Here is a 16,844-nt window from a genome sequence, read left to right as displayed (position 1 = left end):
TTATACTTGTATTTTCTATTCATGACTAAAAAAGAGATTGACTAGTTTAATCAATCTCTAAATATGATCTACTTTCTTGCTTCAGTAAGCCAATTGCCTGCTAACCCTGGGGTAGTATAACTCCTTACTACTGTATCATCAGCTTGTTTATTCCACTTAGCTTTAGGAATTAAGATTAACTTTTCAAAATAATAAGGTTGTTCAATAAATCCTATTTGCCTGAAACTTTTATCTCGCATTAGGAATTTATAACCTGTAATGTAAGATTTATTAGTAGCAGTAGTCTGACAATCCGATTCATAGAAGCGAATGATTTGCTTATTTATTTTAATGTAGACATAGCTGTTCTTACGCCCTAAATAAGTGACTTGCTGCTTTACTGGAATTCTGCGATAAATTGATTCTAGCTTAGATAAGCTCTGCCAGTCATCTTCATACTCCCAGGCTTGGACTTCACTAGTCTCATAATATCTTTTAGAAAACATTTGCAATTGATATGTTCTGCTTTGAGGGGTAATATATTTATTTTCTGCATAGTAATCTTTCATACCCTTATTCTTAATATATGCAAAACTAGCAAAACATATTATCAAAATAATAGAAATTAAGAATAAACTCTTAGTAATCTTATTCTTTTTATAAGCAAAAGGAATAATACCAACAAAGAGGACTATCAGTCCGCCAACAATAAAAACACCTGGCAAGGTAAAATTAGACCATTGATCAAACCCAGCCCATTGGTCAGCAGTAATTAATAACTTAATCATTCCCATTATCTGCTCTCCTGCTAATCATCCAAAATGAGAATCAATTGTTATTCGACAATTTTGAGTATTTTATCAACTGGTAAACGTTTAGCACGATAATTATTAATCATGGCCTTCTTATCACGATAGCCTAAGCCAATACCCATGCCAATTGATTCATCATCAGGAATATCGACATATTTTCTAATAATATCTGGAAACTTAACAATTGCATGAGCTGGCATCGTACTAATTCCGCGTGATTGCGCTGAAAGCATCAATGTTTGAGAGAAAGCTCCCAAATCAAAAATTGACCAAGCTGAAGTCTTTTTAGGAATGGTCATAAATACTAAAGTAGGAGCATTAAATAGATTAAGTTGTGCCTTGTCAAATTGATCTAATTCCCCACGCAAAAAATAATTCAAATCATCACTCATTGTGCTCATATTCTTACTAGGAAAGGTGTCCCACTGAACTGCCATTACTTTGGAAAAATCCTCTCTTGGTAACTGACCATTTTCAATTAACTTCTTAAAATCACTTCTAATCTTCTTAACAATATTTCCTTGTACTACATAGGCTCGCCATGGTTGTGAGTTTAACAAAGAAGGCGCGCGTTGCGCATCCTCAATAATATCTCGAATATCTGCATCGCTAATCTTTTTATCTGTAAACTTTCTAACGGCTCTTTGTTGATCCAATGTTGTTTTAAAATCCATATTGTTCCTTCCATAGCATGCCATTACAAGCTGCACGTACATATTAAAAATTTTAGTGTGATTATTTTACCAGTTTAGTAATATCTAAAGCAATAAAAAAGATAAAGAATATTCAAAAAATCCCTTATCTTTTTGTAATTTATTTTTAAAATTTTATTTTAAACCTTGCCATTTCCATTCGGTAACTTCAGGAATATCCCTACCGTTATCACGAATATATTGGTGGTGCTTAGCAAGTAAGTCGTCCATTTCACTGATGAAGTTTACGTTCTTCTCTGCTAATGAAGCAACTGATTCAACTGCATCTTTAGCCAAGTCGAAACGATCCATATGGTTAAGGACACGCATATCGAATGGAGTTGTAATGTCACCATTTTCTTCGTAGCCATGAATGTGAACGTCATCCTTATTGCGACCCCTGTCAAACCAGATAGATTCCATCATTGACTTAAAGCCATGCCAAGCAAAGATTACTGGAGTTTCCTTAGGGAAAAGTCGATCAAACTCTTCATTGCTGATAGCATTTGGATTCTTCTCAGGAGCCATCATCTTCATTACATCAATTACATTAATGTAGCGAATTTTCAAGTCTGGGAACTTCTTATGAAGTAAGTCAATTGCGGCCAAAGCTTCAATGGTTGGTTCAGTACCAGTTGAGGCAAAGATTACATCAGGCTTGCTGCCTTGATCTGTCGAAGCCCAATCAACATAACCTAATCCCTTGTCTACTAACTTCTTAGCTTCTTCGATTGAGAACCATTGTGGGCGCGGTTGTTTAGAAGTTACTAAAACATTAATGCATTCACGATCCCTAAATGCTTTATCAGATACTGCCAACAATGAGTTAGTATCAGCTGGCAAGTACTCATGAATTAGATCTGGACGATTCTTTTCATATAAGTGAGTAAGCATACCTGGATCTTGGTGGGTATAACCATTATGATCTTGCTGGAATACTGTTGAAGTATCAACCAGGTTCAATGCCGGATAATCATGGCGCCAAGATTGTTCCTTAGCCTTACGTAGCCACTTCATATGTTGGGTAAGCATTGAATCTACTACCCGGCCAAATGCCTCATAAGTAGCAAAGAAGCCGTGACGCCCAGTCAAGACATAGCCTTCAAGCCAGCCTTCGTCTTGGTGTTCTGATAATTGAGAATCAATCAAGCGTCCTTCATGGTTCAAGTTCTCATCATTTGGAGTATGGATGCTTTCCATCCATTGACGCTTTTGACTATCAAGCAATTGGAATAAGCGGTTAGACTTAGATTCATCAGGACCAAAGCCACGGAAGTTAGTTGGGTTCAATTCTGCCATCTTGTCTAAATACTTAGCCCATTCAGCCATATCCTGCTTTTCAACTGAGCCTGGCTTATCAAATTTAATTGCATAATCTCTGTATTCTGGCATGTTTAGATCTTTTGGATTAATGCCGCCGTTAGTAACAGGATTCATTGCCATTCTTTGGTCACCTTCAAGAGTATTTTCCAATACTATATCTTTTGGTGAACCATCTTCATTAAATAACTCTTCTGGCTTATAGCTCTCCATCCAATCAGTAAGCATTTCTTTACGAGTCATGTCACCTTGTGCAACTGGGATTGGAATTTGGTGGGCACGGAAGCTGTTTTCAATTGGGTTACCATCTAAGTCAAATTTAGGTCCAGTCCATCCCTTAGGAACCCTAAAGACAATCATTGGCCACTTAACTTGTGAATCGTCGTTATTTTCACGGGCGTTCTTTTGAATTGACTTAATCTCTTCTACAACTTCATCCATGACCTTAGCCATTTCTTCGTGAACTTGCATGTGGTCTTTATAACCATCGAACTCGCCGCCAGTATATGCAGAAACAAAGTAAGGCTTCCAGCCCAATCCTTCGAAGTACTTGGTTAAGTCCTCATCACTCATCCTAGAAACAATTGTTGGATTAGAAATCTTATAACCATTAATTTGTAAGATTGGCATTACTGCCCCATCTTTAATCGGGTTGATGAACTTACTTGAGAACCATGAAGCAGCTAATGGACCAGTTTCCGATTCACCATCACCAATTTCAACAGCGGCAATCACATCTGGATTATCTAAGATAGCACCAACACCATGAGATAATGAGTACCCCAATTCTCCACCTTCATGAATTGAACCAGGGGTTTCTGGAGCAGCATGGCTAGCTACACCACCTGGGAAACTAAATTGCTTAAATAACTTAGCCATTCCCTTTTCATCTTGGGTGATCTCTGGGTATCTTTCAGTATAAGAGCCATCAAGATATGAATTGGAAACCATTACCTGACCACCATGACCTGAACCTTCGATATAGAACATGTTCAAGTCATACTTCTTAATGGCACGGTTCAAGTGAGCATAAATAAAGTTTTGCGGTACAATTGTGCCCCAGTGTCCAATAGGCTTAGGCTTGACATCTTCAGCCTTTAACTCTCGCTTTAAGAGCGGATTATCCATTAAGAACAATTGACCAACAGAAAGATAATTTGCAGCGCGCCAATAAGCGTCAACACTCTTTAAGTAATCTTTAGTATCGTAATTTACTGCCATGATTTTTTCTCCTTATAAAAACATATAAGTTAATCTTGTTAATTCATATTTTAGAGCATTTATATTAAAAATTCAACCATTTAAATTATTGGGACGGTCCAATTAATTTAAGTACTTTTAATCAGTAATTATTGTTAAATCAAGTATTTTATGCATGCTTATCAGTATTTAAGTGCTAATATACTTAATAACACTTATCTAATCCTTATGAATGCGTAAAAAAGCACTTTTCCATGATATTTTATTAGTGAAAGGAGAAAATGATGGAACAAAAAGAAAGATTATCCGAAATCAAAAAAATACTAGCTGACAAAAAGCACTTAAAAACTAGAGAAATCGCCAAACGCTTCGATGTATCGTTTGACACTGCTCGCCGTGACGTATTGCGCCTAACTACTACGGGGCAAGCAATGCGGACTCACGGCGGAATTATGTCCCTTAATACCAATCAAGTTCCTAGTTACTTAACACGTAAGCATATTTTGTCACCCATTAAGTTAAAGATGGCCCAAGCTGGTAAGAACTTGCTTAATCCCGGAAGACTGTACTACTTTGCTCCATCAACAACGATTGCTCAGCTTTGTAATCAAATCCATGGTTTAAATGCGGCTATTGTGACCAACTCTTTAGATAATGCAATGAATTTAAGCGTTGAAGAGCTTCCAGCCGTTAACATTTTAGGCGGCAGGGTTCAAGCAACTAATCGCTATATTTCATCGCCCTATTCTTTAGAAGAACTTGACCACTATCACTTTGACACTGCATTTGTCGGTGCAGCTAAAGTTGATGAAAATGGCTTTTATATAGCTAATCAAGCCGATGCCGCTATTACTAGGCGAGCAATCGAATTAAGCGATCGCGTAGTATTATTTGCTGAAAAATATAAATTCACTAATACTAATTCTTCTCCTTTCAAAGTCGAAAGTTTAAATCAAGTCGACACCATAATCAGTGATGTCCCTCTTATCCCGCGATGGAAAAGTTGGTTTAAGCCTAACATTCGTATAATTCATGTTATGGAGGAATCAAAATGATTAATTTATCAAAGAAACGGTCCCAAATTCAAGAATTATCGCATGCATTAGATGAGCTATTTACTAGCTTCGACAAGAGTTTTGGACCAAGTTACTTTCCACTTACCGATGCAATTATTCGTGTACAAAGAAAGGTGGAAAGAGGTGATCATCCTTATGCTTGGGCAAATAAGTTAATACTTTTTTTGCAAGCACGAACTACATTAAGAGGATTATATGTTAGTCCTGAACAAAGCGAAAAGATGAAAAAAGTTTTTGATTTATGTCGTAGAACTCATCTAAATTTCGTTTATTTAAGTCCCCTTGATTCTACAAATCAATTTAAGTAGATAAAAATAACGTCCCTTTTCTCCCAAGGGACGTTATTTCTATTCTTTTGGCCAAAACAACTCATCTAAAGTTTTCCCCAATGCTTGGCAAATTCTAATACATAAATTTATAGTTGGATTGTAGTTACCCTTCTCAATGGCTGAAATTGTTTGCCTTGATACATTAACAAGATTAGCTAGATCTTCTTGGGATAAATCTTTACCAGCACGTGCTGCCTTCATTCTTAGGTTCTTCATAATTATTCATCATCACGTCTATCTTTAATCTTAACGAATAAGATTGTAATACCTACCAAAATAAAATAAATAGACACAGCTATTGCTATAACATTGCTATCCCAATAAGCAGATGTCCAATCTTGTAAGGTAATATAAGCATAGCATACCCCCATGAGTAAGAATACAGCTCCCATCGAAGTCCCTCGCTTGTCACTCACACGAAAGTAAGCATGATTAAATATATCATAAATGCTTGTTACTACAGCTCCAATAATTATCGATAAAGATATTGCTATTACAGTTGATATTTTGTAACTAGTAATATTTATATATAGTATTGCTAATGCTAAAAGATCAGTTGTTATGAAGCCATACTTATATCCTCTCCCACGTATTATTTCTTGGCGCTCATCGAAATTGCCTTTTTTCTTGATAAGGATCATTACAACCATAAAACCTATAATTATCATAAATATGCCAACGATAGCTACACCCATATCCATTTTTGTACCTCCAAATTTTTATTACTTAACTTTTTAAATATATTATATCTCATGTATGAAAAATGTAAACTATATTTTACTTTCATTCTTTTATATTTTACTAAAAGTACATAAAAATAGACGCAACTATAAATATAAGTTACGTCTATTTTAGAACTTTAGCTCTTACTTAAATTAATTCGATGATCAAATAAGTCGATCATTTCTTGACTAAGATTATGAGCAATAAAGAAGATTGTCGCTTCTGACTTAAGTAAGTTTCTTAAAATCTTCATTGTTGCGTTTTGGTCAATGGCACTAGTTCCTTCATCAATCAAGATAATCTCACTATCATGAATCTTAGCTCTAGCAAGAACAATTTTTTGCCTTTGGCCACCAGAAATGTTTAATTTATCTAGATCTATCTTTTCTTGGATACCATTCGGAAATTTTTTAATATCAGCAGAAAATTCCACTTCATCAAGTATTCCATTAACTGCGCCACTTAACTCAGAACTAAACATGGTAATATTATTTTCAATCGTATCCGGAAAAAGCCTTGGCGTTTGAGCAATATAACCAATCTTAGCTAAATCGGGTTCTATTTGTTCACCATCTTCATCAAAGTATTCTACTCGACCGCTTGCAGGTTTAATCTCACCAAGCAAGACTTTGAATAAGGTGGACTTTCCAGCACCTGAATCACCTGTCAATAAAACTTTTTCGCCTGGTCTAACGGCAAAATCTGGAAAAGTTAGTGTTTCTCCATTAGGAAAGGCAACACTCAAATCCTTGCCAGCAAATCCTGCAGCAATCTGACCATGCAGTTTTGTCTTTTTCTTAATAATTTTACTAGTATCAAACAGCTGATCCCGTATTTCCTTGGTTGCCTTCATCATTCCCCAGCTACCACCAATACTTTGAATTCCTTGAGAAATATAGAACTGCAAGTTACCAATTGTGACAATTGCTCCAAAAACTGCCAGATTATTTTTAATTAAAATTGCAGTATAAACTGAAAGCGCCAAGTTCAAAACCACCCCAACTACCTTATTTAGAAAAATAACTGTCTGGTTGGTCTTTATCTGATTAACTTTAGCATCTTCAACCTGCTTAGATGCATTTGCCATAACAGAGAGGAACTTTTCTCCGGCTAAGTAACGACGTAGTTCATTAATTCCATCAGCCCATTGACCGATTGTCTTTAGATAGATCTTGGTTGTATCAGAAATATTAGAAAACGACTTGGTTAGCATCTTATCAAGTAACTTAGGTAGATAAATTGATAATCCAACTGCTATCAAAGTTACCACTAATAGTGTCAAATTAATTGAGGCTGTAACAACAATTGAAAAAAAGATTAGTGAAGCGCCGTACAAAATATTGCTAAAAGGCTGAAAATATTGAACATCAACATTTTTTATATCAGTGATTAGGCGATTTTGCATTTGAGCTACAGAATGTTTGGCGCCATCATCATAATAATGCTTAATTATACTGTCCCTAACTCGATGATTATATTGCTGGGTAACCTTATTCCAAAAGTATGCCCCTACCTGACTAAAGTAATAAGATCCACCCAAAATAACAGCTTCCCAAATTATCAAAATTACCCAAGTATGCCACTGACGCTGCTGCATCGCAGTTATATCGTACATTAACAGCCAACTACCACCAATTGCAGTAGCTCCAGCTAAAAAAAATCCTAGTGAAGCTAAAACAAATAAAACCGGATTAGTCTTGAATAGTCCTCTAAATGACATTTACTCTTCCTCCCTTCCTTTTAAATGAATTTCACGATCAAACATTGACCTCATCTTATTATTAAAGTTATGCGCAATCATAATTACTGTCGCATCAGAATTTAGAATATTTTGTAAAATCTTTTCTGTAGCTACACTATCAATTGCACTCGTTGCTTCATCCATCAAGATAAAGTTACTATTATGAATTGTGCTACGTGCCAAGATAACCTTTTGTTTTTGACCACCAGATAAGTTATCAGCATCCAAATCAACTTGTGTTTCTATTCCATTTGTAAAGGAAGCAATATCTTGGTTAAATTGCACTTTTTCAATAACTTTTTCCAGTTTATTAGATAGCTTTTGATTAAACATAGTAATATTATCAGCAATTGAAGCAGGAAATAGTTTAGCATCTTGAGCTAGATAACCTATCTTCTCTAAATCGGGTTGTATTTTTTGTCCCGCTTGATTGATAAATTTAATTTCACCACCAATAGGCTTCAATTGTCCTAAAATAAGCTTGAACAAAGTTGACTTTCCTGTGCCAGAATCGCCACTAAGTAATACTTTTTCACCTTGCTTAATCTTCATATCAGGATATAAGATCTCTTCACCATCAGGATACTTCATCTTCAAGTTAGAAATTTGTAATTCTTGCCAATCGTTATCAGACTTGTTCTTATCGACAGCAACTTCTTGTTCCAGATTAAGCATTTGTTCGTTAACTTTCTTAATACCTTTAAATTGAGTAATTGCTTGAGCATAAACCCAAACTGTATTAAAAATTGTAAAAGCAAAACTACTTATCATCATTGCGGACCCTAGAGAAATTTTATTTTGAAAGAATAAAATCCCACTCCAGACGCTAATAATGATCTGAGCAGCGCCATTACCAATACCACTAATGAAGTAAGATATTGACTCAATCTTTGTTTCATAAACATTACTATCCTCTAGCTCTTGATCGGCTTGACTCATCTTATTAGCTAAATAGCCAAAGACGCCATAGCGCTGAAGTTCTGCTAGTCCACCTAGCCAGTGATCAATTGTCTTTAATAATTTATTATTTTGAAATGAGATTTTTTCGTTAGCTTCACTCAATTTCTTTTCAAAAATCTTAGGTAATAATAAATTAATAATCGTTAATACAGCTATAATAACCAAAAAAGTCCAATTAACAGTCAAGATTATACCAATCGAAAATAATAAGGCGAATGTATTATAGATAATCTCATAAATAGGTTGGGCATAATTTTTATCTAGCATGTCAAAGTTATTACTTAAAATATTTTCCATCTCAGATACTGACTGATTATTCTTATTAAAAAAATTCTGAGTAATTTTATTTCTTAAAAAATGAAAACATTCCTGTATTTGACGATTATAAGAAACTATCGAAAAAGTAGACAATAACATCCCTACTAAAGCAAGAACTGCACTTAATACAAAAAATAAAATTGTCTTATCCAGTTCACCTTTATTTAGATAGTTAAATGTTGGCTTCTCCATATATTGACTTGCAGCAGTCGCAGCTTTGGCCAAGAGCGTGATTAACATTATTAACCAAAATCTAAAAGCATTAATCCTAAATAAATATTTTACTTTCATTCTTCTCCTCCCACTTTATCAAATTCTATATTTAATATTTTTTATTTTTAATTTTACCATGTTTTTTTTATTTAGCACACATTTTTTAAGTAAAAAAATAAGCATGCTGTTAAACAACATGCCTATCCTGAGCCTACTCTTGACTCAAATTAACAAAAGTATTGTACTTCATGTATTTATAATGAATTCTCATATTTGAAACTTCAAATGGAGTACCATCATCTAAAAAGAAAATACCCGACATAATTCCAACCGGCTCATTTGGTGCTAGCATTAGCTTAGCTTGATCATCTAGGTTAGATGGTTCAACAGTAATAGTTAAAAATGACCTAGTAACTGTCTTACCCTGAGTATCTTCTAAATAATTAAAGAGCGAACTCTTTAAAATATCTGGCGTTAATTCTGGAGCTATCTTAATGGGGATATAGCCTGTTTCTATTAAGAAAGGCTGATCGTCTAATAGGCGCAGACGCTTAATTTTATAAACAAAATCTGAATCCTTTAAAAATAAGTCTTGCTTCAATTCTTCATCAGTCTTAACTACTTGATAATCAAGTAATTCAATGCTCTGCTTCTTGCCAGGCATTTTAAATGAATCAGTAATACCTAAGTTGGAACCTTCATACTTAAATAAAGACTGATTTTTTAAATATAGTGGATTAATAAAAGTTCCACTACCACGCTTTTTAAAGATAATTCCTTGCTGGGCTAGTAATCCTAAAGCACGCTTCATTGAAGAACGGCTTACTTGATATTGTTCACTTAAGCTACGTTCATCAGGCAAACGCATCTCGGGATACTCATTATTTATAATCTTCTTCTTAATATCATGCATTACCACACGATAAACTAAATCTGCCATTACTTTCTTCCTTCATTAGCAATCTTGATTGCCTCAATAAACCAATCTGCAAATTCAGCAGTCTTAACCTTAGTTGCAATTTCCGCATTTGGCTGCTCACTCAAAAAGTCCATTGCACTTGCACCTGCAGTAAACTTACCAGCTAATTCAATTTCTACATGGGCAGGCTTAAATGTGTAAAGATCAGGACGCACAAGAATTCCTACAGCCGTTGGGTCATATATTTTTATTTGGTTACTACCATCTGTTTCGTGAATATTGGCAAACATACTGTATAGCATCTGACCTACTTCGCCGCAAGCCTTAACTCGATCTAACTGCTCACTAGTTACATGTGCTTGGTTACCAATCTCAAGTGGTGCTACTTGAATAGGAATTCCAGATTGAAAGACTACTTGGGCTGCTTCAGGGTCACCAGCAATATTATATTCCGCAAAAGGACTATGGTTACCATGACCAATATTACCACCCATAATAACAATCTTTTCGATTTTAGCTAAGTCTTCTGGATACTGCTTAAACAGTAAAGCATAGTCAGTTAGCGGTCCAATCCCCATCAAGGTGATTTTTTCTGGACTAGTTTGAATTTCTTCATGCATTAAAGTTGCAGCTAGTCCTGGCTTTAATAAGCTCTGATCAAAATTTTTAAACTCATAACCCGCAATTCCAGTCTTCCCATGAACACTGGCTGCACTAATTGCAGGACGCACTAATGGTTGATTAGCTCCTCTAACTACAGGTACCCTAGTATGCAAGAAGGTTTCTAATCCTAAAGCATTTTGTAAGGTATATTTTAATTCTACATTACCCCAAGTTGCTACAATCATTCTTAAATCAATCTCTTTATCAAACAAGCTAATTGTCATTGCAGCAACATCATCAATACCAGGGTCAGTACTAAGAATAACTGGCTTTTTTGTCATAAAATTATAGTTCCTTTCTATTAGAAAAGTATCTAGATTCATTATGAACTATCTTTAAAAACAAAAAAAGACTTGAAAGATTTTTCCAAGTCTTTTTGCTAGCTATTACTTTCTCTTGTCTTCGATAGTGCCGTCGCTATGAGCAATAATTACTTCATCACACATATTCAAGAATAATCCATGTTCAACTACTCCTACCGTATGGTCAAGATAATCAGCTAAACCTGCTGGTACTGGGATAGGATCAGCATAAAGATCTATAATGTAATTACCGTAATGAGTTACATAACGCTTGCCATCTTCAGCTAACCTAAATTTAGGTTTAAGACCTTGAGAAGCAAACTTTTTAAAATTTTGTTCACATGAAATCGGCAATACTTCTACTGGAAGTGGAAAGCCACTAAGTTGTTGGACCAGCTTACTTTCATCGACAATCCAAATAATCTTTTTAGAATTAATTGCGACATTCTTTTCTAAAGTTAAGGCACCGCCGCCACCCTTAATTCCATCTAGATTGTCATCTACTCTATCAGCACCGTCAACGGTTAGGTCGGCCTGATCAATATTTGCCAATTCATCAACTTTAAATCCTAGTCCTTCCAATTGTTTTTTACTACGATTAGAAGTAGTTACAATATGCTTTAAACGGAAGCCTTCTTCATCCTTACGCTTACCTAAAGCATCAATAAAGAAAGCCACGGTAGAACCCGTTCCAACTCCTAATACAGAACCAGACTCTACCATCATTGCTGCCTTAGTTGCAGCTTCTTTTTTTAGTTGATCTTGTTGTTTCTTATCCATTATTTTTCATCCCTTGATGCTTGCTCTACAACACTACGACTTGGAATTGACGGAAAGGCGCCTAACTTTTGAACAGTAAATGATGATGACTTAGATGCGTAAATTATACTCTCTTTTAAGTTACTTAAGTCACTATTAAGTTCACTTGCCAAAGCGCCAATAAAGGTATCTCCAGCTGCAGTGGTGTCAACTGCTTTTACTTTAAATGCTGGTACAATTTCATTTAAGTCACCCATTGATACGTAAGATCCATTAGCACCAATAGTAATAATCACACCCTTAATGCCTAAATTGTGGAAGTATGCTGCACTTTGAGCCATTGATTCTTGGTTAGTAATTTCGATACCAGTAATTGCTTGACTCTCGGTTTCGTTAGGAGTAATTAAATCAGTCAATTCTAATAATTCTTGCGGAATTTGTTTCATCGCCGGTGCCGGATTCAGAATTGTAGTCTTACCAGCTTCATGAGCAATTTTAAAAGCTTCGATAGTTGCTTCAACAGGTGTTTCGAATTGAGCTATTACAAAATCGCTAGTAGAAATTTCGTCCTTAGCTTCTCTAACATCTTCAGCAGTAACATCAAAGTTAGACCCATGTTGAATAATGATTGAATTTTGACCACTTTCTTGTAATAAGATATAGGCTTGCCCAGTTTGTTGATTATGTGTAACTATCACATGGTTAGTATCAATATTATTATCTTTGAACTCTTTAAGCATCAATTTTCCATGATCATCAGCACCAACTCGCCCTACAAAGACCACACGACTACCTGCTCGAGCTGCAGCTACTGCTTGATTAGCTCCCTTACCACCAGCGGCTTGAGAAAAGGTAGTCATCGCAATGGTTTCACCAGGCTGAGGTAAATTTTTGATATGTAAAATACTATCAACATTAATCGAGCCAACAATAGTAATCTTATTCATAATTAACACCATTATTACCTTTCTAGTGCATTTACTTTATTATAACAAAAAGACACCCATTATTGGGTGCCTTGCTCAATTATTCACTATAATCTTATTCACCGTCACCTGGACGTTGGCCAAGTTCAGCAGCTAAGATCCAGATACGCTTTTCAATGTCAGTATGGAAGCCGATTAACATATCATTAGTAGAGTCATCACCTTCATCAGCACTGATCTTAATTGCCTTTTCATAATCAGCCTTTAATTGCTTGTAAGCATCTAAGATGATTTGAAGATGTTCATCCATGCTTAATTCCCAATCACCCTTACGGTCAGGAATATTAGTCTTTTCTAATACTTCTTCAAAGGTTGAGATTGGGCTACCATTAATTTCAATCAAACGTTCTGCAACATCATCTTGTTGCTCAGCTAACTCATCCATAACATGATCCAAGTAGAAGTGAATTTTAATAAAGCGGTGTCCCAACATGTACCAGTGGTGTTGGTGGACAACCATGTGTGCTTGAGTTAAATCTGCAAGAACCTCATTTAATGCTTCGCCTGTTTTTGGAAATCTCATAAAAGTACCTCCTATAAATTAACTAGAATATTACTTTAGCTTTATTATAGTTCTTTTTTGAATAAAGTATAAATTATACGACTCAGTAAACTACTAAGCCTAAAGCTAAAAATCCAAGACAGATGCCAAACTCAATTACTAATAACTTCCAGCAAAATTTGAACCACTTGTCAAAGCCGATATTGACCATCATCAAGCTCATTAAGATCAAACCAGTTGGCGCAAGTAGAGAAATAAATCCTTGTCCCCAATTATAAGCATCAATGATACTTGCTCGGTCAATACCTACAACATTAGCAAGCGGAGCCATAATCGGCATTGATAATACAGCTAGGCCAGAAGACGACTGAATGAAGAATCCTAAGACAATATAAACTAAGAACATTACCCAAATAAAGAGTAACGGTGGCATCCCACTAATTTGCTTGCTAAAGAAATACATTATCGTATCACTAGTGTGACTATCTTCCATTACAATTGACACAGAGCGAGCAAGACCAATAGTTAATGCAACTCCTAATAGGTCCGCAGCTCCATTAACAAAACTAGTAATGAATTTTTGCTCATTTAAACCTGAAACTAGCGCAAAGATATAAGCTGTTGCTAAAAAGACTACTGATATTTCTGTAAAATACCAGCCCTTTTGTTGGACACCCCAAATCATAATTATGAATGCTAAGGCAAAAATAATCAGGGTAAGTTTTTGACGCCAAGTAAATTTTTGCTTCTCGCTACTATCAGCATTTAAATATTTTTGATCTTCTTGATTAAATTCATCATAAACATAGGATGCTTTAGGATCTTTTTGAACTTTTTTAGCATAGCGGATAACATATATCATTCCCACGATAAGGCATGTCAACCACATGGCAATTCTTAATGGCAAAGCATCAGTAAAATTAATGCCTGCAGTATTAGAAGCAATAACTGTTGAGAAAGGATTGGTAGTTGATGCCATTGAACCAATACTTGTGCCTAAGAATATAGTCGCAACTACTGTCATCCTATCAAAACCTGCCAGTAAGAATACTGGTATTAAAATAGGATAGAATGCCATAGTTTCTTCAGCTAGCCCAAATGTCGTGCCACCAATTGCAATTAATCCCATTACTATAATAATTAACAGAACTTGCTTTCCCTTGATTCTTTCAGACAGAGCCGCCATACCAGCATCAATTGCGCCATTAGCATGAACTATCCCAATACAGCCACCTAAAATTAGTACGAAAGCAATAATATCAATGCTTTGAGCAATACCATTTACTTGCGATGACAAAAATTGATAAATCGCTTGCCAAAAAGATGGCTTTTTGACATCAATTTTTTCATAAGAATTAGGGATTGCGACTGGTTTATAAATTGTGCCATTTTTGAACTTGTTAACACTTAATTTAACCTTATATCTATTTAGAGTTCCTTGCGTAGCTGGAGCCTTTACTTTTTTGCCGTTAGGTTTAGTCACAATAAAGTTATTATCTGCTGAATTATATGCAATTGTTGCATAATCTCCTGCTGGTATAAAAAATGTTAGCACCTGTACCAATAACAGAACAACAATAATTACAGTATAAGCAGTTGGAAATTGATGCTTCTTTTTTGTTGACTTAGTTTTCATACTGATACTCTTTCTATAAATATATTTGTATATATTTATTATAAGATTATTTATCGAAATTGTGTAGCCATTCACAAAAAAAGAGCTGAATCAAATATTCAGCTCTCCTCAAAAAATTATTCATAACATTAAGTTAAAACAATTATAATTGACCCGTTACCTTACCAACTAGGTATAAGAACAAACAAGTAATTACTAGGTAAAGGCCACACCATTTCAAAACTTGCTTAAGAATTTCGCCTTCGGTTCCCTCCTGCTGAGTTGCTGCAGCAGCTACCGCTATACTCTGTGGTGAGATCATCTTACCAGCGGTTGCTCCAACCATGTTAGAACCAACTACCCAGTTGGCGCTGACTCCTAATGATTTAGCTGCCGATAATTGTAAGTTACCGAATAATACATTAGCAGAAGTGTCTGAACCAGTAATGAAAGTCCCCAATGCACCAATCAATGGAGCAATCAATGGGTATACTGGACCCATCATTGTTGCTAGGGCTACCGCTAAGGCCTGTGTCATTCCAGCATAACCCATTACTTTAGCTAAGGCAACGATTGAACATACGGTGATAATTGTCTTCCATAAATTCTTAATAGTTGTAGCTAGAATTGTTATCATCCGCTTAAAACTCAAACCTTGAATTGCACCACCAATAAATGACGCTAACAAAATTAAAGTACCTGGTGAAGACAACCAATTAATTGAGAACGGAGCCGCATTCTTACCAGTATAAATTTGAAAATGGGTCGTAAATGAAGATAAAAATTCATTAATCGGCTTAACCAGTGAAGAAGCAAGTAGAACAAATACAAACACTAAGATAAATGGTGAAGTAGCACGTAAAATTTCAGATAAATTGTATTCGTGCTTTTGACTAGAATCACTGTCGCCCATCATTTTAGCCATGACAATTGTTACGATTAAACAAGTTATTGAACCTACAATCGCTGGCAATTCTGGTCCAATAAACTTAGCCACTAGAATTTGTGGCAAGGCAAAGGATAAACCTGACATTAAGGTAATCCAAACTACACCCTTCAACGCCTTTAAGCTATTCTTAGTTAAAACCACCAACAAGAATGGAATAATTGCAATCAGAACTGCTAATTGCAAGGTAACAACGTAAGACAAGTTCAACGAATTAAGGCGTGTAACGTCTGCCAAGGTAATTACAGGTAATCCAATTGCACCGAAAGCTGTCGGAGTAGTATTGGCAATTAAACAGATAACTGAAGCTCTAATTGGATCTAATCCAAAAGCAATCAATATTCCCGCTGGAATAGCTACAGCTGTCCCAAAGCCAGCAATCGCTTCAAGAAAGCCACCGAATCCCCAAGCGATAATTAAAACTAAAACCCGCATATCAGTAGTAATTGAACTAAGCAAGCCTTGAATAACCTTCATCGCACCTGATTCAGTAGAAATATTGTAAGTAAAAAGAGCCGCAATAATTACATAGATAATCGGCCATAATCCCATAGCAATTCCTTCAAGCGCACCAGTAAAGGTATCAACAGCTGGTAATTTGAAATAAATAATAGCTAGGAAAATTGTAATTACTAAACCGGCAATACATGCCTTAAAAGCCGGCATCTTGATTACACCTAAAGATATTATCAACCAGATAATTGGAATAAGCGCGAAAATAAATTCAATCCACATATATTTCACCCTTTCTTATTTCACTCTTAACATCATTATAAATGAAAGCGCTTT

The 16,844-nt window shown here is 35.4% G+C and carries 16 protein-coding genes; 2 read left to right on the top strand and 14 right to left on the bottom strand.

The features are described from left to right. Positions 1-68: 68 nt before the first annotated feature. The 3 genes from J2Z60_RS03645 to J2Z60_RS03635 all read right to left on the bottom strand — a co-directional run bounded on the left by J2Z60_RS03645 (position 69) and on the right by J2Z60_RS03635 (position 4,024). A complete protein-coding gene (locus J2Z60_RS03645) occupies positions 69-773 on the bottom strand; it encodes a hypothetical protein (RefSeq protein WP_209686317.1) in 705 nt (234 codons plus the stop codon). A gap of 41 nt (positions 774-814) precedes the next feature. Continuing rightward, positions 815-1,465, bottom strand: a complete 651-nt coding sequence (locus tag J2Z60_RS03640) for a nitroreductase (RefSeq protein ID WP_209686316.1) — start codon at positions 1,463-1,465, stop codon at positions 815-817. Between the two features lie 153 nt (positions 1,466-1,618). Beyond that, positions 1,619-4,024: a phosphoketolase family protein gene (locus tag J2Z60_RS03635; protein ID WP_209686315.1), complete on the bottom strand. Its 2,406-nt coding sequence runs from the start codon at positions 4,022-4,024 to the stop codon at positions 1,619-1,621. 263 nt (positions 4,025-4,287) lie between these two features. On the opposite strand from J2Z60_RS03635, the gene J2Z60_RS03630 reads away from it, so the two are divergent. Both J2Z60_RS03630 and J2Z60_RS03625 read left to right on the top strand, forming a co-directional pair. After that, positions 4,288-5,058 (top strand): DeoR/GlpR family DNA-binding transcription regulator, encoded by a 771-nt coding sequence (locus J2Z60_RS03630; RefSeq protein ID WP_209686314.1) that lies wholly within the window; start codon positions 4,288-4,290, stop codon positions 5,056-5,058. Then, positions 5,055-5,387, top strand: coding sequence for a hypothetical protein (locus J2Z60_RS03625; RefSeq protein ID WP_209686313.1), 333 nt, complete (start codon positions 5,055-5,057; stop codon positions 5,385-5,387). The genes J2Z60_RS03630 and J2Z60_RS03625 overlap by 4 nt, the downstream gene beginning before the upstream one ends. Before the next feature lie 39 nt (positions 5,388-5,426). On the opposite strand, the gene J2Z60_RS03620 is transcribed toward J2Z60_RS03625, so the two are convergent. The 11 genes from J2Z60_RS03620 to J2Z60_RS03570 all read right to left on the bottom strand — a co-directional run bounded on the left by J2Z60_RS03620 (position 5,427) and on the right by J2Z60_RS03570 (position 16,790). After that, complete coding sequence (locus J2Z60_RS03620) at positions 5,427-5,624, bottom strand: helix-turn-helix transcriptional regulator (RefSeq protein WP_209686312.1); 198 nt, start codon at positions 5,622-5,624, stop codon at positions 5,427-5,429. A 2-nt stretch (positions 5,625-5,626) separates the two neighbouring features. Then, a complete protein-coding gene (locus J2Z60_RS03615; protein ID WP_209686311.1) occupies positions 5,627-6,109 on the bottom strand; it encodes a hypothetical protein in 483 nt (160 codons plus the stop codon). Positions 6,110-6,267: 158 nt separating this feature from the next. Further along, positions 6,268-7,851, bottom strand: a complete 1,584-nt coding sequence (locus tag J2Z60_RS03610) for an ATP-binding cassette domain-containing protein (RefSeq protein ID WP_209686310.1) — start codon at positions 7,849-7,851, stop codon at positions 6,268-6,270. After that, complete coding sequence (locus J2Z60_RS03605; protein ID WP_209686309.1) at positions 7,852-9,441, bottom strand: ATP-binding cassette domain-containing protein; 1,590 nt, start codon at positions 9,439-9,441, stop codon at positions 7,852-7,854. It lies immediately after the preceding gene. 133 nt (positions 9,442-9,574) lie between these two features. Next, positions 9,575-10,303 carry a GntR family transcriptional regulator gene (locus tag J2Z60_RS03600; protein WP_209686308.1) on the bottom strand — a complete coding sequence of 243 codons (729 nt, stop codon included), beginning with the start codon at positions 10,301-10,303 and terminating at the stop codon, positions 9,575-9,577. Next, on the bottom strand, positions 10,303-11,226 hold the full coding sequence (locus J2Z60_RS03595; protein WP_209686307.1) for a nucleoside hydrolase: 924 nt from the start codon (positions 11,224-11,226) through the stop codon (positions 10,303-10,305). Before J2Z60_RS03595 ends, J2Z60_RS03600 begins: the two co-directional genes overlap by 1 nt. Positions 11,227-11,331: 105 nt before the next feature. Then, positions 11,332-12,027: a ribose-5-phosphate isomerase RpiA gene (gene rpiA / locus J2Z60_RS03590; protein WP_209686306.1), complete on the bottom strand. Its 696-nt coding sequence runs from the start codon at positions 12,025-12,027 to the stop codon at positions 11,332-11,334. Beyond that, a complete protein-coding gene (gene rbsK / locus J2Z60_RS03585) occupies positions 12,027-12,953 on the bottom strand; it encodes a ribokinase (RefSeq protein ID WP_209686305.1) in 927 nt (308 codons plus the stop codon). Before rbsK ends, rpiA begins: the two co-directional genes overlap by 1 nt. Before the next feature lie 94 nt (positions 12,954-13,047). Beyond that, positions 13,048-13,515: a Dps family protein gene (locus J2Z60_RS03580; RefSeq protein ID WP_209686304.1), complete on the bottom strand. Its 468-nt coding sequence runs from the start codon at positions 13,513-13,515 to the stop codon at positions 13,048-13,050. Between the two features lie 82 nt (positions 13,516-13,597). Beyond that, complete coding sequence (locus J2Z60_RS03575; RefSeq protein WP_209686303.1) at positions 13,598-15,130, bottom strand: YfcC family protein; 1,533 nt, start codon at positions 15,128-15,130, stop codon at positions 13,598-13,600. 142 nt (positions 15,131-15,272) lie between these two features. Beyond that, positions 15,273-16,790, bottom strand: a complete 1,518-nt coding sequence (locus J2Z60_RS03570; RefSeq protein ID WP_209686302.1) for an L-lactate permease — start codon at positions 16,788-16,790, stop codon at positions 15,273-15,275. Between the last annotated feature and the right edge of the window lie 54 nt (positions 16,791-16,844).

The sequence above is a fragment of the Lactobacillus colini genome, assembly GCF_017874575.1.
GTDB lineage: Bacteria > Bacillota > Bacilli > Lactobacillales > Lactobacillaceae > Lactobacillus > Lactobacillus colini.
This window is presented reverse-complemented; position numbering and strand designations above follow the sequence as displayed.